The sequence below is a fragment of the Larsenimonas salina genome (assembly GCF_023736155.1).
Classification (GTDB): Bacteria; Pseudomonadota; Gammaproteobacteria; order Pseudomonadales; family Halomonadaceae; genus Larsenimonas; species Larsenimonas salina.
This window is the reverse complement of record NZ_JAMLJJ010000005.1, coordinates 262,793-281,981: the sequence shown is the minus strand read 5'-3', so window position 1 is coordinate 281,981 and position 19,189 is coordinate 262,793. Positions and strand designations below refer to the sequence as shown.

Genomic DNA, 19,189 nt, shown 5'->3' with positions numbered 1-19,189 from the left:
GACCCTCCTGAGCCCGTGACCTGATTACTCTTCACCTGCGAACCAGGGCGCGCGGGCCGTCATGATCAATGCTGCTGCGCGCTCTTCATCGACACCTTCGATGTCTTTCAAATCATCGATGGACTGTTCTGCCAGATCTTCCATGCACACGATGCCAATGCTTGCCAGCTTGAACGCGAGATGACGGTCCATACCGTCCATGTTCAAGAGGTCTTCAGCAGGCTCGGTGCCGTCCAACGCTTCTTCAGAGGCGATGGCGAGGTTAAGCAGTTCGTCCTTGGCGCGAGCACGCAGTTCCTCGACCAGTTCCTGATCGAAGTCTTCTATTTCAAGCATTTCGTCCAGCGGCACGTACGCAACTTCTTCAAGCGACGTGAAGCCTTCATCTACCAGTACGCGTGCCATTTCTTCATCCACACCCAGGTGTGAGATGAAGTATTCAACGTAGCTATCGACCTCCTGGTCACGCTTGCCTTGCGCTTCTTCTTCGGTCATCACGTTAAGCGACCAGCCGGTAAGCTCTGAGGCCAGTCGTACGTTCTGACCGCTACGACCAATCGCCTGAGCCAGGTTGTCTTCGCTGACCGCGACATCCATGGCGTGCGAGTCTTCATCAACGACAATAGAGGCGACATCCGCCGGCGCCATGGCATTGATGACAAGCTGAGCGGGGTTATCGTCCCAAAGCACGATGTCGACCCGCTCGTTACGCAGCTCGTTCGAAACCGCCTGAACGCGAGACCCACGCATGCCGACGCAAGCGCCAACCGGATCGATGCGGCGGTCGTTGGTCTTGACGGCAATCTTCGCGCGCGAACCGGGATCCCGAGCCGCGCCCTTGATCTCGATCAACTGCTCGGCGATTTCCGGCACCTCGATCTTGAAAAGCTCGGTCAGGAACTCAGGACGCGTGCGCGATAGGATCAGCTGGGCACCGCGCGCTTCCGGGTCGACTCGCCACAAAAGCGAGCGAACACGCTCGTTCATGCGATAGCGCTCGCCAGGGATCATCTCGTTACGCGGGAGAAATGCTTCCGCATTCTCGCCCAGGTCGATGATCAAGCCATCGCGTGTCGTTTTCTTTACCGTACCGCTCAGCAATTCGCCTTCGCGCTCGGCGTAGTGCCCAACAATTTCAGCACGCTCGGCTTCACGCACTTTCTGTACGATGACCTGCTTGGCCGTTTGGGCAGCAATACGACCGAAGGCGACGGATTCGATTTCGGCTTCGACGTATTCGTTTAGATCCAGCGGCGGCTCGCGCTCCTGGCCGGCAGACCATGGGATTTGGCGCGCCGACGTTACGTAGTCTTCGTCAGGAACGACCGTCCAGCGCTGAAAGGTTTCATAATCCCCGCTTTGGCGATCGATTCGAACACGGATATCGACATCCTGTCCTTCGAAACGCTTACGAGTAGCGCTGGCCAGTGCGGCTTCTACCGCTTCGAAAATGACGCTACGAGCCACCCCTTTTTCATTGGAGATCGCATCGACGACCAGCAAAATCTCTTTGCTCATAAATATGCCTCGCCAGAAAAGCGGTTCTTAGTTATCAAACTGTGGTACGACCTGGGCGCGCTCGATTGTCTCGATCGGGAAGCCATACTCTTCCCCTTCAAACTGAAGCAGAACCTCATCACCATCGATACCCGCCAGAACGCCCTTGAATTTCCGACGGCCTTCAAAAGGCGCACGCAGCCTGAGAGAGACAATGTTCCCTGTATAGGCTTCGAAATGGGCGGGGGTAAATAGGGGACGATCCATGCCGGGCGAGGAAACTTCCAGCGTGTAATGACCCGAGATGGGATCTTCGACGTCCAGGATCGCACTGACTTGTCGACTGACATCAGCGCAATGTTCCACGGTCACGCCATTGGCTTGATCAATATAGATCACGAGCCTTGAGTGCTTGCCCTGAGCCATATAGTCGATGCCCCAAAGCTCGAACCCCATGTCGGTAATGGTGGGCTCGATCAAGGAATGGAGCGTAGATTCTTTTGTCGCCAAGGTATTACTCCTACGCAGCAGTTGCTTAAGCAGGCACCTGACCAGGAGACGTATGAGCAAAAGGTGAGGTGACTGATTGGCACTGGTGCTAACAAAAAGCCCCTTCATTTGAAGGGGCCTTTCAAAAAACTTTCCACGATTTAATCGTGGTAGCGGGGGCCGGATTTGAACCGACGACCTTCGGGTTATGAGCCCGACGAGCTACCAGGCTGCTCCACCCCGCAACATTGCGCGACGAGTATAGATGTTCGATATATAAAAATCAAATGAACATCTTCGCGCTTGCCAATCACATCCAGATGGTGCCGAAGGCGGGACTTGAACCCGCACGACCATAAGGTCACTACCCCCTCAAGATAGCGTGTCTACCAATTCCACCACTTCGGCATCAGGGGGCTGGGCAATCAATTACTTACCCAGTTACTGCTTTACTGACCGGAAGACCCTGTTTCTTTGTCTCCCGATGCTGGCGCTGAATTATCCAGACTTGAGCCACCCTCGTCAAGGGCTGGCGCCGAATTATTTTGATCCGACGCCGACGGGGCCGTAAGACCGCTGCCTTCAGACGCATCACCACGCTCTTGAGCACGCTTAGAGCCCGCCGCGGAGTCACCGTCATCAAGGGTCGGTGAAAGCGATTTCTGCTGTTCGATCACGGCTGCATCCGGAATACCACTTTCATCACTGGAATCGTGACTTACGAACCAAGCCAGGGCCAGCGACGTTACAAAGAACAATGCAGCGAGGAGCCCTGTAAATTTCGCAAGAAAGCTGGTGCTGCCCTGGGACCCGAACACCGTCTGAGACGCACCGCCGCCAAAGGCAGCGCCGGCCTCAGCACCTTTTCCTTGCTGAATGAGAACCAGCGCAATCAATGCGATGGCCAGTACTACATGTACCAATAAAATGGCGACTTGCATGAGTTCAACCTGCAGCGTGACAAATGGCTATGAAATCATCCGGCTTCAATGACGCACCGCCAATCAAACCACCATCGATGTCGGCCTGGGACAGAAGCTCCTGCGCATTCGCAGGTTTCATACTACCTCCATAAAGAAGGCGCATGTTGTCGGCCAGATTCTCATCGTAGTGGCGAAGGCGCGCGCGTAAGGATGCATGTACTTCCTGAGCCTGTTCAGGCGTGGCCGTACGACCGGTACCGATCGCCCAGACAGGCTCGTACGCGACGACCAATTGACGACGCTGCTCTTCGCTCAAGCCGTTCATGACGGCATCTAATTGACCGAGAACCACGTCATCGAAGCGATTTTCATCGCGTTCTTCCAGAGTTTCGCCGACGCAGAGAATCGGAACGATCCCCTCATCGATGGCCGCTCTTGCCTGAGCAAGAATGGCAGCGTCATCTTCCTTAAACAGAGTTCGGCGCTCAGAGTGCCCGACCAATACATAATGCACGCCAAACTCCTTCAGCATGCTGGCCGAAACCGCCCCCGTGAATGCACCGGAGGCCTCTCCATAAAGCGTTTGAGCGCCAATCTGAACAGGGGTCCCCTCGAACGCTTCATCGGCGTTTGCCAGATAGGGAAACGGCGGAATAACGGCTATATCGATCGCGCTGGACAAAAACGACGTTCTTGAAAACGCGTTCCCGAAATCTTCGATCAATGCCAGAGATCCGTTCATTTTCCAATTGCCCGCTATTAGCGGAATACGCATGGCGCCCCCCTCAGGTGGTGATGGATGGTAATAGAGCGATTATCGGAATACAACTCGCAACTACACGGCCAGCGCCTCTTCCAGCGCATCAGCAATGCGTTGAGCCAGCTTATTGACGTCAAAATGCGGACGACCTTCGACCATAACACGGATCAACGGCTCGGTCCCCGAGGGACGTAACAATACCCGACCTTGCTCGCCAAGCTCTTGCTCGACGCTTTCGACGGCCTGAGCCACCGTGTCGTTTCGCATCAACGCGTCCTTATCGGACCCAGGCGTTAGCCGAACGTTGATCAGAGCCTGAGGTGCCTTTTCAAGCCCCATCAGAAGTGACTGAAGCGTCTTGCCGGTACGCTGCATGACAGCTAGCACCTGCAACGCGGAAACAATCCCGTCACCTGTGGTCTGAACGTGACCGCAGACAAGGTGCCCGGATGATTCGCCTCCGAGCTTCCAGCCCTTCTCTTCCATGCGCTCGAGCACATAGCGGTCGCCGACCTTGGCGCGCTCAAACGGCACACCCAGCTTCTGAAATGCGGCCGCGAGCCCAAAGTTCGACATCAGTGTACCGACGACACCGCCGCCAAGAACTTCACGGTCAAACCGGTCACGCGCAATGATATAGAGGATGTCATCGCCATCAACCAACTGACCTCGCTCATCAACCATGATTACACGGTCGCCGTCCCCATCGAAGGCCACCCCAAGATCAGCACCGGTCTCCAGTACCTTGGCCTGCAGTGAGCGCGGGTGAGTGGAACCTACATCCTTATTGATGTTGACTCCATCAGGGGATGCGCCGATGACTGTGACATTCGCACCCAGCTCACGAAGAACGTTCGGCGCAATGTGGTAGGTGGCGCCATGAGCACAGTCGACCACGATATTCATGCCGTGAAGGCCTGCTCGGCTTGGCATACTGGATTTACAAAATTCGATATAGCGACCGGCAGCATCATTGATACGCGCGACCTTGCCGAGACGGTCGGGGCCGACCGTCTCGATTGGAAGCTCGAGCGCGGCCTCGATGTCGGCCTCCAGAGCATCAGGAAGCTTAGTGCCTTCACTTGAGAAGAACTTGATGCCGTTGTCTTGAAACGAATTGTGAGACGCACTGATTACAACGCCCGCCTCAGCATGAAACGTGCGGGTCAGGTACGCGATGCCAGGTGTGGGCATTGGCCCCAGTAGAGACACATCGACCCCTGCCGCCGAGAAACCAGCTTCAAGCGCGGACTCAAACATGTACCCGGAGATGCGGGTATCCTTGCCAATAATGACCCGAGAGCGCCCTTTTTTTGCAAATACGCGACCTGCCGCCCATCCAAGCTTAAGCATGAAATCTGGCGTGATCGGCGACTCACCGACGGTACCGCGAATACCATCCGTTCCAAAATACTGTCTTGCCATTAGTTAGTGCCTTCCTTTAGCACGGCCCAAGCCATGTTGACGGCATCAACGGTCGGGCCAACATCATGTGTTCGTAAGATGGCGGCTCCCTGCTGCACAGCCAGTGCAGCCAGCGCCAACCCGCCCGGCAAACGATCCTCGACCTCGCGGCCAAGTGCCTTGCCAATCATGCTTTTACGAGAAACGCCTACTAAAAGCGGGCGCTCAAGCGATTGAAGCGAGTGTAAACGATTCATTAACCGCAGATTATGCTCAATCGTCTTGGCAAAACCAAATCCGGGATCAACGATCATCCTATCCTTTGAAATTCCGGCAGCCTGACAGACCCGGACGCGATCCTCCAGAAACCGAAATACCTCTTCTTCGATCGGCGCACCGTAGTCCACTTGCTGCTGCATGGTGGCGGGCTCTCCACGCATGTGCATCACGCATACGGCTAACTCGCTCGCCGCCGCCGCCTCAAGCGCGCCCTCGCGCGTCAGAGAGCGGACATCATTGATAATTCCGGCCCCGGCTTTCGCGCCCTCGCGCATGACCTCAGGACAACTGGTATCCAGCGAAACAAGGCATCCGAATTCCTCGACCAATCGCGCCACCACCGGCACAACCCGCTCAAGCTCTTCTTCGGAAGACACTACCTCAGCACCCGGTCGCGTGGACTCGCCGCCGATATCGATGATCCGAGCTCCATCACGCAACATGTTTTCAGCCTGACGAACGGCCGCGTCCATCGTTGTGTAGTGACCACCGTCAGAAAAGGAATCAGGGGTTACATTCAATACCCCCATCACCACAGGCCGAGAAAGATCGAGTGTATGCGTGCCGCAGGCCAGCGTGCTCGGTAATGCCATTACGTACCCTTAATTGATTAAGCGAGATGCATATAAAAAAGGCCGCTCGAAGCGGCCTTTTCGTCAGTGCCCTGCAGGCCCACCAAGGGGATCTGAAGGCCTGCGTTTTACATCGTCATCATCTTGCGAAGATTCATCCGGCTCGGATTCATCAGATGCCGCAGGTGTGCCGCCGGTCGGACCGTTATCGTTCCAGTCTTTGGGTGGCTGCGGGTAGCGGCCTTCCATAATGTCCTTGATCTGGTCCGTATCGATCGTTTCGTACTGAACCAACGCCTCAGCCATCATATCGAGTTTATCTCGATTATCTTCAAGCAACTGGGCTGCCTGCTTGTAGCACTCATCGATGATTCGACGCACTTCCTTATCGAGACGCGACGTGGTTTCAGGCGAGTTGAACTTGCCGCCCCCGCTGCCCGGACCACCAAGGAACTGATGAGACTCATCCTCGTCGTACATCAGCGGGCCCATTTCGGAAGAAAGTCCCCATTTTGCAACCATGCTGTGAGCAAGTTCGGTCGCGCGCTTGATGTCGTTCGAGGCGCCGGTAGTAACCCCGTTAGGGCCAAGCGTCATCTCCTCAGCGATGCGCCCACCGAACAGGGAACAGATCTGACTGAGAATCTGCTGCCGGCTGAAGCTGTAACGGTCTTCGCTGGGCAGGAACATGGTTACACCCAAGGCCCGACCACGCGGAATAATGGTCACCTTGTAGACTGGATCATGCTCGGGCATCAATAGACCGATGATCGCGTGCCCAGCCTCGTGATAGGCAGTATTTCGCTTCTCTTTCTCGGACATCACCATGGAACGACGTTCAGCGCCCATCATGATCTTGTCCTTGGCAGATTCAAGCTCTTCCATTGACACCAAACGGCGATTGCGACGCGCAGCAAAAAGCGCAGCCTCATTGACGACATTGGAAAGATCGGCCCCTGAAAAGCCGGGTGTACCGCGCGCAATAAGCTCGGGCTTGACGTCGTCGGCAAGCGGCACCTTGCGAAGGTGTACGTTCAGGATATGTTCACGGCCACGAATGTCAGGCAGCCCGACCGTAACCTGGCGGTCAAAACGACCTGGACGCAAAAGCGCGGGGTCGAGCACGTCAGGCCGGTTGGTCGCAGCAATCACGATAACGCCATCGTTCGGATCGAAACCGTCCATCTCGACCAGAAGCTGGTTCAACGTCTGCTCACGCTCGTCGTGGCCACCGCCCATACCGGAGCCACGCGAACGACCCACGGCATCGATCTCATCGATAAAGATAATGCAGGGCGACTGCTTCTTGGCCTGCTCGAACATGTCACGAACACGCGATGCACCGACACCTACGAACATCTCAACGAAATCGGAACCGGAGATCGTAAAGAACGGCACCTTTGCTTCGCCCGCGATCGCCTTGGCAAGAAGCGTCTTACCTGTACCCGGCGGCCCCGCCATCAGGACACCGCGCGGTATCTGACCACCGAGCCGCTGAAACTTGGAAGGGTCTTTCAGATAGTCGACCAGCTCTTCGACTTCTTCCTTGGCTTCATCGCAGCCCGCCACATCCTTGAACGTGGTTTTGATCTGGTCCTGAGACAGGAGCTTGGCCTTGGATTTACCAAAGCTCATGGGCCCGCCCTTACCGGCGCCCCCACCCTGCATCTGACGCATGAAGAACAAAAAGATCGCCAGGATAATAAGTATCGGGAAACTTGCGATCAAAAGCCTGGACCAGATGCTCTGCTCTTCAGGTTTCTTGCCCTGAATGACCACGCTATGGCTAAGCAGATCATCGATCAGCTTGGGATCCTGAACCGCAGGTCGGATGGTCTGGAAGGACGAGCCATCCTGACGATCACCACTGATGGTATACCCGTCGATTGTTACCTGGCGGATCTGATCATTTTGGACCTGCTCCACGAACTGTGAGTAATTCATCGCCTGCGGTGAATTATCCACATTAAAATTATTGAACACCGTCAGCAAAACTGCTGCGATGATCAACCATAAAATCAGATTCTTAGCCATATCGTTCAAGGGATCACCCTCATTACGTCATTCCAGCGGCTCGACCCACTCAAGCACCTTTATCCTAGAGAAAGTGAGGGCTTTGAGGCGGTCTTGCAAGCCTAGGTACGAAATTCTCTTCCAAGCAAGTAGACCTCACGCGAGCGAGCGCGGGATGCCTTGGGCTTGCGCGTCATAACCTTCTTGAAATGCGACCGCATCTGTTGAAGGTAGTCATCGAACCCTTCTCCCTGAAACACCTTGACCAGAAAATTGCCTCCGGGAGAGAGCACTTGTGTTGCCATATCGAGCGCAAGCTCGACCAGATACATGGCTTGAGGCTGGTCGATGGCCGCCTGGCCGCTCATGTTCGGCGCCATATCCGAAAGCACCAGATTCACGGGACGCCCATCTATCTCTGTCATGATAGCATCCAGGACATCGTTTTCCGTGAAATCCCCCTTAATGAAACTCACATCGGCCAGCGCGTCCATTTCTAGAATATCGGTCGCGATGACCACACCGGACGTTCCGACGCGCTCGGCCGCGATCTGGCTCCAGCCACCAGGCGCAGCGCCAAGATCGACCACCGTCATTCCGGCACCCAATAACTGGTCCTTTTCATCGATCTCGAGCAGCTTATAACTCGCACGACTTCGATAACCATCATCACGGGAGCGCTGAACGTAGGCGTCGTCGAAGTGCTCCTTCAACCAATTGGCACTTGATTTGGATCGTTTCACGAGGACATTTCCTGATCACACCCTTTATTATACCGCGTAAGGCATGCAGGGTTGGCGATGGCTTGGGTGACTAGCGTAGAATGGACGCCAGCACACGAATTACCGACGTTTATACGAGCAAAGAAGATACCATGAGCCTTACAGCGGCACAAAAGAAAAGCTTTCGCAGCATCGGGCATCACCTGAACCCGGTCGTTCTGGTTTCCGAAAACGGCCTGTCCGATGGCGCCATGGCTGAAATCGATCGAGCGCTGTTCGATCATGAATTGATCAAGGTCAAGATTGCCATACCCGATCGCGATGCGCGCAAGGCCTTGCTGTCCGAGATCAGTATGGGGACACGTTCAGAGGTTGTGCAAACTATCGGCAAGATGGTTTTGCTTTATCGAAAGAACCCCAAGGCGAAACCGAAGCTGTCCAACGTGGCACGTCACACCTCCTGAAGGTTCCGCTTTGGCCCTTGTGAAAACACCAACGCCCGCATTTGCGGGCGTTGGTGTTTCAGTCAGGCTCGAGCACTCAGCGGTGCTCGACCTCACTGATTTCGTACTCGACTTCGCCACCGGGCGTCTTGACGTTGACCACGTCGCCCTCTTCCTTGCCGATCAGCGCACGCGCGATCGGAGAAGTGACTGAAATCTTGCCCTGCTTGATGTCGGCCTCATCTTCACCAACGATGCGATAGCAGACTTCTTCATCGGTATCGAGGTTGGTCAGACTGACCGTCACACCGAAGATCACCTTGCCATTGGCCGGCATCTTGGTGACATCGATTACCTGGCACGCCGATAGCTTGGATTCGATCTCCTGAATACGCCCCTCGATGAACCCCTGCTGCTCCCGCGCAGCGTGATACTCGGCGTTTTCCTTCAGGTCGCCATGCTCACGGGCTTCCGAGATTGCGGCAATCACGGTAGGGCGCTCGACACCCTTTAAATGCTCCAACTCTTCCCGAAGGGCACGCTCGCCCTCCACGGTCATGGGAAATTTATTCATAAACTACTCCTGCGTGCAGCTCCTGCAGCCGACGCACTTTAATATCGTTGCCATATTCAAGCGCCATACAGACCGCCTTAGCGCCTGCGATCGTGGTCGCATAAGGCACTTTATGAGCAAGTGCAGTACGGCGGATGACGGAGGAATCGCTGATCGCCTGACGGCCTTCGGTGGTATTTACGATGTAGGCCACTTCGTCGTTTTTGAGCATATCGACAATATGCGGACGGCCTTCGTACACCTTATTGACCACGCTGACCTCGATGCCCGCCTCGGTAAGCGCCTCGGCCGTGCCTCGAGTTGCGATCAAGGAAAAGCCCAATGTTAGCAGAGAGCGTGCCACATCGATAACCTCGGCCTTATCCGGATCCCGAACCGACAGAAACGCCGTGCGGTCGCCGGTTAACGGCGGCATCGCCTCACTCGCGCCGATCTGGGCTTTATAGAAGGCCTCGGCGAAGGTCTCGCCACTGCCCATCACCTCACCGGTGGATTTCATTTCCGGCGTCAGGATTGGGTCAACGCCTGGGAACTTGTTGAACGGGAACACCGCTTCCTTGACGCTATAAAAACTCGGGATGCGCTCAAGGGTGAAATTCTGCTCGGCAAGCGTCTGACCGGCCATGCAGCGCGCCGCTACCTGGGCAAGCGAACGCCCGATGCACTTGGACACGAACGGCACGGTGCGTGACGCTCTCGGGTTGACCTCGATCACATAGATCTCGCCATCCTGCCACGCCAGCTGCACGTTCATTAAGCCCACCACATTCAGCTCCAGCGCCATACGCTTGACCTGATCGCGCATCTCGTCCTGAACATCGGCGGGCAGCGAATACGGCGGCAGCGAGCAGGCGGAATCGCCGGAGTGCACGCCGGCCTGTTCGATGTGCTGCATGATGCCGCCAATCACGACCTGCTTACCGTCGCTGACAGCGTCGATGTCGACTTCCACCGCGTGATTCAGGAAGTGATCGAGCAGCACCGGTGAGTCGTTGGAGACCTTGACCGCATACGTCATATAACGCTCGAGTTCGTCGGCGGTGTAAACGATCTCCATCGCCCGGCCACCCAGCACGTAACTCGGGCGCACCACCAGCGGATAACCGATGGTTTCGGCCTTGGTGAACGCCTCCTCGAAACTCCGCGCCGTCGCGTTGGGCGGCTGCTTCAGGCCAAGCTTTTCGATCATGTGCTGGAATCGCTCACGGTCTTCGGCCCGGTCGATCGCATCAGGCGTGGTACCGATGATCGGCACGCCCGCCGCCTCGAGATCACGCGCAAGCTTCAACGGTGTCTGGCCACCGAACTGCACGATCACACCGACCGGCTTTTCCTTGGCGACGATCTCGAGCACATCCTCAAGCGTTACCGGCTCGAAATAGAGGCGGTCACTGGTGTCATAATCGGTCGAAACGGTTTCAGGGTTGCAGTTGACCATGATGGTTTCATAGCCGTCCTCGCGCATGGCGAGTGCGGCGTGAACGCAGCAGTAGTCGAACTCGATGCCCTGACCGATCCGGTTCGGACCGCCACCGAGCACCATGATTTTTTTACGGTCGCTTGGCTCGGCTTCGCACTCTTCCTCGTAGGTCGAGTACATGTACGCCGTGGACGTGGCAAACTCGGCCGCGCAGGTATCGACGCGCTTGTAGGCCGGGTGCAGGCCGAGCGTGTGACGAAACGCCCGGAACTCATTTTCGGACACGCCCATCAGGTGTGCGATGCGCTCATCGCTGAAGCCCTTGCGCTTCCAGCCAAAGACCTCGCGGTAATCGAGGTCGGCAAAGCCCTTCGTGCCGATGACCGCCTCAAGCTCGATCAGCTCCTGAATCTGAACCAGGAACCAGCGATCGATCTTGGTGTAATTGAACACCTGATCAAGCGAGAGACCGGCTCTGAAGGCGTCCGCAACATAGAACATGCGGTCGGCGCCTGGACGCTGAAGCTCGCCCTGAAGCAGGGTCATCGATTCATCGTCGAAGCGGGTCAGTTTCGGTGCGAACCCGTCCACACCGATCTCGAGGCCGCGCAGCGCTTTCTGCATCGACTCCTGATAGGTACGACCGATCGCCATGACCTCGCCCACTGATTTCATCTGGGTGGTCAGACGGTCGTTGGCCTGCGGGAATTTTTCAAACGTGAACCGGGGAATCTTGGTCACGACGTAGTCGATCGCCGGCTCGAACGACGCAGGCGTCGCCCCACCGGTGATGTCGTTTTGAAGCTCGTCGAGGGTGTAACCTATCGCAAGCTTTGCCGCGATCTTGGCAATCGGGAAGCCAGTGGCTTTCGAGGCCAGCGCCGAAGAGCGCGACACGCGCGGATTCATCTCGATGACGACCATCCGACCGGTGTTCGGATCCACGCCGAACTGCACGTTGGACCCGCCGGTCTCGACACCGATCTCGCGCAGCACCGCAAGGGATGCGTTACGCATCAACTGATATTCCTTGTCGGTCAGCGTCTGCGCTGGCGCAACCGTAATGGAGTCGCCGGTGTGCACGCCCATCGGGTCAAAGTTCTCGATCGCACATACGATGATGCAGTTGTCGTTCTTGTCCCGAACGACCTCCATCTCGTACTCCTTCCAGCCCAAAAGCGATTCGTCGATCAAAAGCTCATGGTTGGAGGACAGCTCGAATCCGCGGTGGCAGATCTCTTCGAACTCTTCCTTGTTGTACGCCACGCCGCCGCCGGAGCCACCCATGGTGTAGGACGGACGAATGATGCAGGGGAAGCCGAGTTCGCTCTGAATCTCCCACGCCTCATCCATCTCATGCGCGATCTTGGCTTTCGGGCACTCGAGGCCGATGTTCTTCATCGCCTGGTCGAACAGGTCGCGGTCTTCGGCTTTCTCGATGGTCTGAGCGTTGGCGCCGACCATCTCGACCCCGAACTTCTCCAGCACGCCCTGGCGCTCGAGTTCGAGCGCACAGTTGAGCGCCGTCTGGCCGCCCATGGTCGGCAGCAGCACATCGGGGCGCTCTTTTTCGATGATGCGCGCGACCGTTTCCCACGTGATGGGCTCGATGTAGGTCGCGTCCGCCATGACCGGGTCGGTCATGATGGTGGCCGGGTTGGAGTTGACCAGAATGACCCGGTACCCCTCTTCACGCAGCGCCTTGCACGCCTGAGCGCCGGAATAGTCGAACTCGCAGGCCTGGCCGATAACGATCGGGCCAGCGCCAATGATCAGAATGCTTTGGATGTCGGTACGTTTGGGCATGACAGTGTCCGCGTAAACCTGGTGATGTAATACAAAAAGCGTGTTCGGCGACTTAACTGCGGCGCTCGGCCATCATCGCGACAAACCGGTCGAACAGCGGCGCCACATCGTGCGGCCCCGGGCTCGCTTCCGGATGACCCTGAAAGCTGAAGGCCGGGCAATCGGTGCGCTCGATGCCTTGAAGCGTCTGGTCGAACAGCGAGCGATGCGTCGCTTTGAGGTTGGCCGGAAGCGTCGTTTCATCAACCGCGAACCCGTGGTTCTGGCTGGTGATCATGACCACGCCGGACTCAAGGTCCTGCACCGGATGGTTCGCACCATGGTGGCCATGCCCCATCTTGACGGTCTTGGCGCCACTGGCCAGCGCCAGAAGCTGATGCCCGAGGCATATCCCGAAGACCGGCACGCCACGCTCGAGAATGCCCGAAATTGCGGTAATGGCGTAATCGCACGGCTCGGGATCACCCGGGCCATTGGAAAGGAAAACGCCATCCGGGTTCATGGCCAGCACGTCCTCGGCCGGCGTTTGCGCCGGAACCACTGTCACTCGACAGCCACGGCTTGTCAGCATGCGGAAGATGTTGTACTTGGTGCCATAATCAAAGGCCACGACGTGGTACGGACGGCTCTGACCGGCCGCGTCCAGATACCCCTTGCCCAGCACCCACTCGCCTTCGTGCCACTCGAACGTTTTCTCGACGCTCGATTCCTTCGCCAGATCCATCCCCTTGAGCCCCGGAAACCCGCGCGCCGCCTCGAGCGCCCGCTCGGCGGCGTCATCGCCTTCGGCAGCACTGCCTGCAAGGATCGCGCCGTTCTGAGCACCCTTGTCCCGCAAGATGCGCGTCAGCTTGCGGGTATCGATGTCTGCAATGCCCTGAATGTTCTGGGCAGCCAGATACTCATCGAGGCCGCGAACGCTTCGAAAGTTACTGACCAGACGGGGCAGATCACGAATGATCAGGCCAGCGGCGCAGATGCGCTGTGACTCGATGTCTTCTTCGTTGATGCCGGTACTGCCGATGTGGGGGTATGTGAGGGTAACGATCTGGCGGGAGTAGGAGGGGTCGGTCAGTATTTCCTGATAGCCGGTCATCGCCGTATTGAAGACGACTTCGCCGCTGCTTTCGCCTTCTGCACCAATGGAAATACCGTGAAATACAGTGCCATCTTCCAATGCAAGTATTGCCGGTTTCAACGCAACATCCTCCCAAGACTATCGATCTCTCGGGCCTGACGTTTCCTTGTTGCCGTGATGATACCGGCTCAGGGGCAGTCAGGGCCGAGCCTGCAGGTCGCAAAAAAGCGGGACGAAAGCCTTGTGAGGTTCCATCCCGCTTTTTGTGTACGGTGGCTTCGACGCGCCCTCTGTCGGCGGCCAAATTGGATCGATGATACCCGATTCAGCCTGCCGACACCAGCGACTTACTTGATTCCGAGCACATCCTGCATGTCGAACCGGCCAGCGGGCTGTGTTGCGACCCACGCAGCCGCCCGCACCGCGCCCTTGCCGAACGTCATCCGGCTCGAGGCCTTGTGGGTAAGCTCAATGCGCTCGCCTTCGGTCGCGAACAGCACCGTGTGCTCGCCGACGATGTCGCCGGCCCGGACCGTCGCAAAGCCGATCTCATCATCACGCCGTGGGCCGCACTGGCCTTCACGGGCAAACACGCCATGCTCCTTGAGAGTACGCCCGAGCGGCTCGGCCACCGCGTCACCGAGCATCAATGCCGTGCCGGAGGGCGCATCGACCTTGTGGCGATGGTGCGCCTCGATCACCTCGATGTCATAGCCGGCCTCGCCGAGCGCCTTCGACGCCGTCTTCAAAAGGTTTACCAACAGATTAACCCCGGTGCTCATGTTGGCGGCAAAGACCATCGGTACGCGGGCCTTGTAGCTGTCGAGCGTTTCGAGTTCCCCATCGGTAAAGCCGGTGGTGCCAATCACGATCGCCTTACCGTGCTCGGCACAAAAGGCCAGATTCTCAAGCGTCAGCTGCGGGGTAGTGAAATCGATCAACACATCAATATCGTCGGCCACGGCGCGCACATCACCCGTTGTGGCGACATCAATCCGGCCAAGCCCGGCAAGCTCACCAGCATCGACGCCAACCAGCGAGCTGCCCGGTCGAATCACGGCAGCGCCGAGCGTTGCGTTATCGGCCTGATGCGCCGCGGTTAGAAGTACACGGCCCATGCGTCCGGCGGCCCCCATAATGGCAATACGTGTCATGTAGTCCCTCTTGATGGCTTGTAGTACGCTTTTGCGCACTATAACGCAATCGAGTCGCCAACCGGATGCCCAAGCACCCCCGAATTCTTCTAGCCACATATGCTCTTGGCCTGGCCCTGAGTGGCTGTTCGATGGCAGGCCCTGTCAGCATGGGCCAGGCAGGCGAAGGCCCATCGGAGAACGTTCACTGGTGCGGAACCCTGAACCTGCCCGGCGAAACCCCACAAGGCGACACGCTTGGCGGCATCTCGGATCTGGCCTTCGATGCGCAGACGAAAACGCTCTATCTGCTCTCTGATCGCGCCCGCCTCTACTGGGGCACGCTCACCTTTGAAGGCGATACCCTGCGCGACCTGACGATCCAGGGCAGCACCCGGCTGACCGACCCCAGAGGCCGGATTCTCAAAAGCAGCGCCGGCGACTCCGAAGGCATGACGCTCACCCACGACACACAGGGGCGCAAGCGTCTGTTGATCGGGCTGGAACTCGACGACCGCTTGCAATACTTCACGCTGACCGGCCGCGCCGTCGGCGCCCCGCTTCGGCCCGAGGCGCTTGAAGGCGTTCGCTACAACGGTGGGCTCGAGGCGGTCGGCACCCTCGAGGACGGCACCATTATTGCCGGGCTCGAACGACCGCCCAGGGGCGCACCGGCCAAGACAACGCGGCTTTTTGATTTACACGGCCATACGTGGCACTACGAACTGGCCGAGCCGTCTCAAAGCAGCCTGACCGCGCTTGCGCCTCTCGGTGAAGGCATTTTGACGCTCGAGCGCGCCTTCGACCCGCCAAGACCGCTTGCCATTTCACTTCGCTACGCAAGGCTCGGCTCATCGAATCACGCAGACGTCTCGACACTTGCCACCCTGTACTCGAGCGACGGCTGGCTTTTGGATAACTTCGAGGGCCTGACGCGCTTAAGGCCCGGCCGCTACCTCATGGTCAGCGACGACAATTTCAATCTGATTCAACACACTCTATTGAGCTGCATGGACATCACGCTTCCCCATAAAAAAACGCCGCAGTAAGCGGCGTTTTCCAAAGGCATCGAGCGCACGATCAGGTCGGCATTTGAATCCCGGCCATCTGCACCAGATCGATCAACGGCTGCGGATAGACACCGATCAGGAACACCAGCGCGGCCAAAAGCAGCACCATCAGGCCACCAACCTGCTGCGCCCAGTCGTTCGGCGCGTCGCGCTCGGGCTCATCGGCGGATTTCAGGTACAGCGTAACCATGACCCTCAGGTAATAATAAAGCCCCAGAGCGCTTCCAAGTACCACACCCCCGACCAGCCACCAGAGTTCGGATTCGACCCCGACGGTGAAGATGTAGAACTTGCCGATGAAGCCAGCGGTCATTGGAATGCCGGCAAGGGACAGCATCATCACGGTCAGCACCGCCGTCAGGTACGGCCGGCGCCAGAACAGACCGCGGTAATGGTACAAAAGCCCTGCATCCGAGCCCTTGTAGGGGCTCGAGACCAGCGTAATCACGCCGAACGCGCCGAGCGTCGTGGCCACATACGTTGCCAGATAAATCGCCGCCGCCTCGAGCGCCAGACCGTCGCTCGCCACCAGCGCCGTCAATAGATACCCCAGATGCGCGATCGACGAATACCCGATGATGCGTTTCAGGTTTTTCTGCATCAGTGCCAACAGATTACCCACCACCATCGACAACAGCGCCATCAACGCGATCACGGTATGAAGCCAGCCGTCCCCCGTCGCCGGTGCCAGGCTGAACAACCGCATCAGCACCGCAAACACCGCAATCTTGCTGACGGTGGCCAGAAACGCAGATACCGGTGCCGGCGCCCCTTCGTAGACGTCCGGCGTCCACAGATGAAATGGCGCGACGGAGACCTTGAACCCGAGCCCGACGACCATCAGGCCAACGCCTGCCACGACCCAGTTGCTGTGAAGCGCGTCATTGGCAAGACTCGCCCCGAGGCCAGTGAACGAGAGCGTGCCGCTTTCGGCGTACAATAGCGCCATTCCGAACAACAGGAACGCGCTCGCCATGGCCGAGAGCACCATGTACTTGATGCCCGCCTCAAGCGACAGCCGCTCCTTGAAGGCGTAGGCCGCCATGCCATAGAGCGGCAGCGACATCAGCTCGAGCCCGATGAACAACGACGTCAGATGCTGGCTCGACACCAGCAAAAGCCCGCCGGCCACCGAGCAGCCGAGCAGCATATAGAACTCATCGCGCTGATCCGGCAGCGTTTCCAGATAGGCGTAGGCAAGCGTTGAACACGCAAGCGCCGCGATCAGGATCATCGCCATGTACAGGATGCTGTAGTGGTCGATCATCACCAGCGGCGTGACCTGAATCGGGGCGACCTGCCCGACCAGAATCAGGGAGGCAAGCGCAGCGTTAAGGCCGATGACCGTAAGCGTTGCGCTCACGAAATGGCTGCGCCGCCACGCCACCGTCAGCATGACGATCACCACGGTCACACAGACCAGCATCAGCGGCAAAAGCGCAATTAGATGTGAAAATGTCAGATTCATGGCGGCCCTACAGTGTCGAAGAGTTCGTGGCGGCGGAGACCCAGGTAACCACCTCGGTCATGGCATGCTCGGAAACATCCAGCACCAGCTGCGGGAAGAACCCGAGCGCGATGGTGAGCACGAACAGCGTCAAAAGCATCAGGAATTCACGGGTATCGAGGCCTGAGTAGGCACGATCGATCTTGGCCGGACCAAAATAGATCCGCTGCATCAGGATCAGGGAATAGACCGCGGCCAGTACCAACCCGATGCTTGCGACCACCACCACCCAGGGCACCACTTCAAACGCCCCGAAGAGAATCAGGAATTCCCCGATGAAATTGGCGGTCCCCGGCATGCCGAGCGAGGCCATCACGAACACCATCGCAAAGCCCGGAAGCGCTCCGACCTTGCCAAAAAGCCCGCCCATCTCACGCATGTCTCGCGTGCCGAGCCGCTCATAGAGCTGGCCACTCACGATAAAGAGCCCTGCCGAGGAAAACGCGTGCGCAACCATCAACGCGACCACGCCCTGCAGCGAGATCAACGTATTGGAGAAAATGCCGATCAGTACGAAGCCCATGTGGGAAATGCTCGAGCAGGCAATCAAGCGTTTGACGTCGGTCTGGGAAAACGCCATGACGGCGCCGTAGAAAATCCCGATCAATCCAAGCGCCATCGCAACCGGCGCGAACTGCATTGCCGCCTCGGGGAACATCGGCATCATGAAGCGGAGCATGCCGTAGGCGGCGGTTTTCAGAAGAATCCCGGCCAGATCGACACTGCCTGCCGTTGGCGCCTGAGCGTGGGCATCCGGCAGCCAGCCATGCAGCGGCACCACCGGAAGCTTCACCGCAAAGGCGATAAAGAACCCGAGCATCAGAAGCATCGCCACCGGCTCGGACAATGTGGTCGTTCGAAGTACCGAATAGTCGAACGTGAACACGCCCGCCTGCAGGAAATGCGCGAACACCAGCCCCAGAATCGCCACCAGCATCAAGAGCCCGGAGGCCTGGGTGTAGATGAAGAACTTCATCGCCGCGCCGACCCGCGAGTTCCCCTTTGACCCGCTGTGACCCCACAGCGCGATCAGGAAGTACATCGGGACCAGCATCATTTCCCAGAAAAAGAAGAACAGGAACAGGTCGATCGCGAGGAAGATGCCGACCACCGCCCCGATGATCCACAGAAGGTTCAAGTGGAAGAATCCAACGCGCCGGTCGATCTCTGCCCACGAACAGGTTACGGCCAGAACGCCCAGGAACCCGGTCAGCAGGATCATGATCAACGACAGGCCATCAAGCCCCAGATGGAAGCTGATGCCGAAGCGCTCGATCCACGGCAGTTGATATTCGAGCACCCAGTTCGGCGTATCGCCGATGGTGTCCGCGAGTCCGTAGTCCCCGTGCCACCAGAGCCCGATCGCAATCGCAAGCTCCAAAAGCATCGTGACCAGCGCGATTACACGCGGCGGCTTGATGCCGAACCGCTCGGTTTGCCAGCACAGCAGGCCGCCGATAAACGGAATGAGTATGAGCCAAAGCAGGATCATGACGTTA

At 57.8% G+C, this 19,189-nt stretch carries 16 protein-coding genes and 2 tRNA genes; 2 read left to right on the top strand and 16 right to left on the bottom strand.

Translation table 11 applies throughout. The features are described from left to right. Window positions 1–24 precede the first annotated feature (24 nt). The 10 genes from nusA to rlmE all read right to left on the bottom strand — a co-directional run bounded on the left by nusA (window position 25) and on the right by rlmE (window position 8,680). Complete coding sequence (gene nusA, locus NAT23_RS11840; RefSeq protein WP_251928586.1) at window positions 25–1,518, bottom strand: transcription termination factor NusA; 1,494 nt, start codon at window positions 1,516–1,518, stop codon at window positions 25–27. A gap of 27 nt (window positions 1,519–1,545) precedes the next feature. Continuing rightward, window positions 1,546–2,007 (bottom strand): ribosome maturation factor RimP, encoded by a 462-nt coding sequence (gene rimP / locus NAT23_RS11835; protein ID WP_251928584.1) that lies wholly within the window; start codon window positions 2,005–2,007, stop codon window positions 1,546–1,548. A gap of 147 nt (window positions 2,008–2,154) precedes the next feature. Further along, window positions 2,155–2,231: transfer RNA gene (locus NAT23_RS11830), tRNA-Met, on the bottom strand. A 76-nt stretch (window positions 2,232–2,307) separates the two neighbouring features. After that, window positions 2,308–2,394, bottom strand: a tRNA-Leu gene (locus NAT23_RS11825). 41 nt (window positions 2,395–2,435) lie between these two features. Continuing rightward, the gene (secG, locus tag NAT23_RS11820) at window positions 2,436–2,927 is read right to left on the bottom strand and encodes a preprotein translocase subunit SecG (protein ID WP_251928581.1); all 492 of its coding nucleotides are present in this window, start codon (window positions 2,925–2,927) and stop codon (window positions 2,436–2,438) included. Between the two features lie 4 nt (window positions 2,928–2,931). Further along, complete coding sequence (gene tpiA / locus NAT23_RS11815) at window positions 2,932–3,684, bottom strand: triose-phosphate isomerase (RefSeq protein ID WP_251928578.1); 753 nt, start codon at window positions 3,682–3,684, stop codon at window positions 2,932–2,934. A gap of 60 nt (window positions 3,685–3,744) precedes the next feature. Further along, entirely contained in the window at window positions 3,745–5,094 is a 1,350-nt protein-coding gene (gene glmM / locus NAT23_RS11810; protein ID WP_251928575.1) for a phosphoglucosamine mutase, read from the bottom strand. Further along, complete coding sequence (gene folP, locus NAT23_RS11805; protein ID WP_491015947.1) at window positions 5,094–5,945, bottom strand: dihydropteroate synthase; 852 nt, start codon at window positions 5,943–5,945, stop codon at window positions 5,094–5,096. Before folP ends, glmM begins: the two co-directional genes overlap by 1 nt. Window positions 5,946–6,008: 63 nt before the next feature. Further along, window positions 6,009–7,967, bottom strand: a complete 1,959-nt coding sequence (ftsH, locus tag NAT23_RS11800; RefSeq protein ID WP_251928572.1) for an ATP-dependent zinc metalloprotease FtsH — start codon at window positions 7,965–7,967, stop codon at window positions 6,009–6,011. Window positions 7,968–8,059: 92 nt separating this feature from the next. Next, window positions 8,060–8,680, bottom strand: a complete 621-nt coding sequence (gene rlmE / locus NAT23_RS11795) for a 23S rRNA (uridine(2552)-2'-O)-methyltransferase RlmE (protein WP_251928569.1) — start codon at window positions 8,678–8,680, stop codon at window positions 8,060–8,062. A 131-nt stretch (window positions 8,681–8,811) separates the two neighbouring features. Here rlmE and yhbY point away from each other — a divergent pair, with 131 nt between their 5' ends. Continuing rightward, on the top strand, window positions 8,812–9,123 hold the full coding sequence (gene yhbY / locus NAT23_RS11790) for a ribosome assembly RNA-binding protein YhbY (protein WP_251928657.1): 312 nt from the start codon (window positions 8,812–8,814) through the stop codon (window positions 9,121–9,123). 76 nt (window positions 9,124–9,199) lie between these two features. On the opposite strand, the gene greA is transcribed toward yhbY, so the two are convergent. The 4 genes from greA to dapB form a co-directional block, all read right to left on the bottom strand. Beyond that, window positions 9,200–9,676, bottom strand: a complete 477-nt coding sequence (greA, locus tag NAT23_RS11785; protein ID WP_251595182.1) for a transcription elongation factor GreA — start codon at window positions 9,674–9,676, stop codon at window positions 9,200–9,202. Beyond that, window positions 9,669–12,902 carry a carbamoyl-phosphate synthase large subunit gene (carB, locus tag NAT23_RS11780; protein ID WP_251928567.1) on the bottom strand — a complete coding sequence of 1,078 codons (3,234 nt, stop codon included), beginning with the start codon at window positions 12,900–12,902 and terminating at the stop codon, window positions 9,669–9,671. Before carB ends, greA begins: the two co-directional genes overlap by 8 nt. Window positions 12,903–12,954: 52 nt before the next feature. Next, window positions 12,955–14,100 carry a glutamine-hydrolyzing carbamoyl-phosphate synthase small subunit gene (gene carA / locus NAT23_RS11775; RefSeq protein WP_251928565.1) on the bottom strand — a complete coding sequence of 382 codons (1,146 nt, stop codon included), beginning with the start codon at window positions 14,098–14,100 and terminating at the stop codon, window positions 12,955–12,957. Between the two features lie 227 nt (window positions 14,101–14,327). After that, window positions 14,328–15,134, bottom strand: a complete 807-nt coding sequence (gene dapB / locus NAT23_RS11770) for a 4-hydroxy-tetrahydrodipicolinate reductase (protein WP_251928562.1) — start codon at window positions 15,132–15,134, stop codon at window positions 14,328–14,330. Between the two features lie 131 nt (window positions 15,135–15,265). Between dapB and NAT23_RS11765 the strand changes: the two genes are divergently transcribed. Continuing rightward, a complete protein-coding gene (locus NAT23_RS11765) occupies window positions 15,266–16,162 on the top strand; it encodes an esterase-like activity of phytase family protein (RefSeq protein WP_251928559.1) in 897 nt (298 codons plus the stop codon). A 31-nt stretch (window positions 16,163–16,193) separates the two neighbouring features. Here the strand turns inward: NAT23_RS11765 and nuoN are convergent, their stop codons facing one another. Continuing rightward, window positions 16,194–17,651, bottom strand: a complete 1,458-nt coding sequence (gene nuoN, locus NAT23_RS11760) for an NADH-quinone oxidoreductase subunit NuoN (RefSeq protein WP_251928556.1) — start codon at window positions 17,649–17,651, stop codon at window positions 16,194–16,196. 7 nt (window positions 17,652–17,658) lie between these two features. Beyond that, window positions 17,659–19,182, bottom strand: coding sequence for an NADH-quinone oxidoreductase subunit M (gene nuoM / locus NAT23_RS11755; RefSeq protein WP_251928553.1), 1,524 nt, complete (start codon window positions 19,180–19,182; stop codon window positions 17,659–17,661). Window positions 19,183–19,189 lie beyond the last annotated feature (7 nt).

Coding starts and splice junctions, on each gene's coding strand:
- nusA (WP_251928586.1), bottom strand. CDS start 1,518: ATGAGCAAAGAGATTTTGCTGGTCGTCGATGCGATCTCCAATGAAAAA.
- secG (WP_251928581.1), bottom strand. CDS start 2,927: ATGCAAGTCGCCATTTTATTGGTACATGTAGTACTGGCCATCGCATTG.
- tpiA (WP_251928578.1), bottom strand. CDS start 3,684: ATGCGTATTCCGCTAATAGCGGGCAATTGGAAAATGAACGGATCTCTG.
- glmM (WP_251928575.1), bottom strand. CDS start 5,094: ATGGCAAGACAGTATTTTGGAACGGATGGTATTCGCGGTACCGTCGGT.
- folP (WP_491015947.1), bottom strand. CDS start 5,945: ATGGCATTACCGAGCACGCTGGCCTGCGGCACGCATACACTCGATCTT.
- yhbY (WP_251928657.1), top strand. CDS start 8,812: ATGAGCCTTACAGCGGCACAAAAGAAAAGCTTTCGCAGCATCGGGCAT.
- greA (WP_251595182.1), bottom strand. CDS start 9,676: ATGAATAAATTTCCCATGACCGTGGAGGGCGAGCGTGCCCTTCGGGAA.
- carB (WP_251928567.1), bottom strand. CDS start 12,902: ATGCCCAAACGTACCGACATCCAAAGCATTCTGATCATTGGCGCTGGC.
- dapB (WP_251928562.1), bottom strand. CDS start 15,134: ATGACACGTATTGCCATTATGGGGGCCGCCGGACGCATGGGCCGTGTA.
- NAT23_RS11765 (WP_251928559.1), top strand. CDS start 15,266: ATGGCAGGCCCTGTCAGCATGGGCCAGGCAGGCGAAGGCCCATCGGAG.
- nuoN (WP_251928556.1), bottom strand. CDS start 17,651: ATGAATCTGACATTTTCACATCTAATTGCGCTTTTGCCGCTGATGCTG.
- nuoM (WP_251928553.1), bottom strand. CDS start 19,182: ATGATCCTGCTTTGGCTCATACTCATTCCGTTTATCGGCGGCCTGCTG.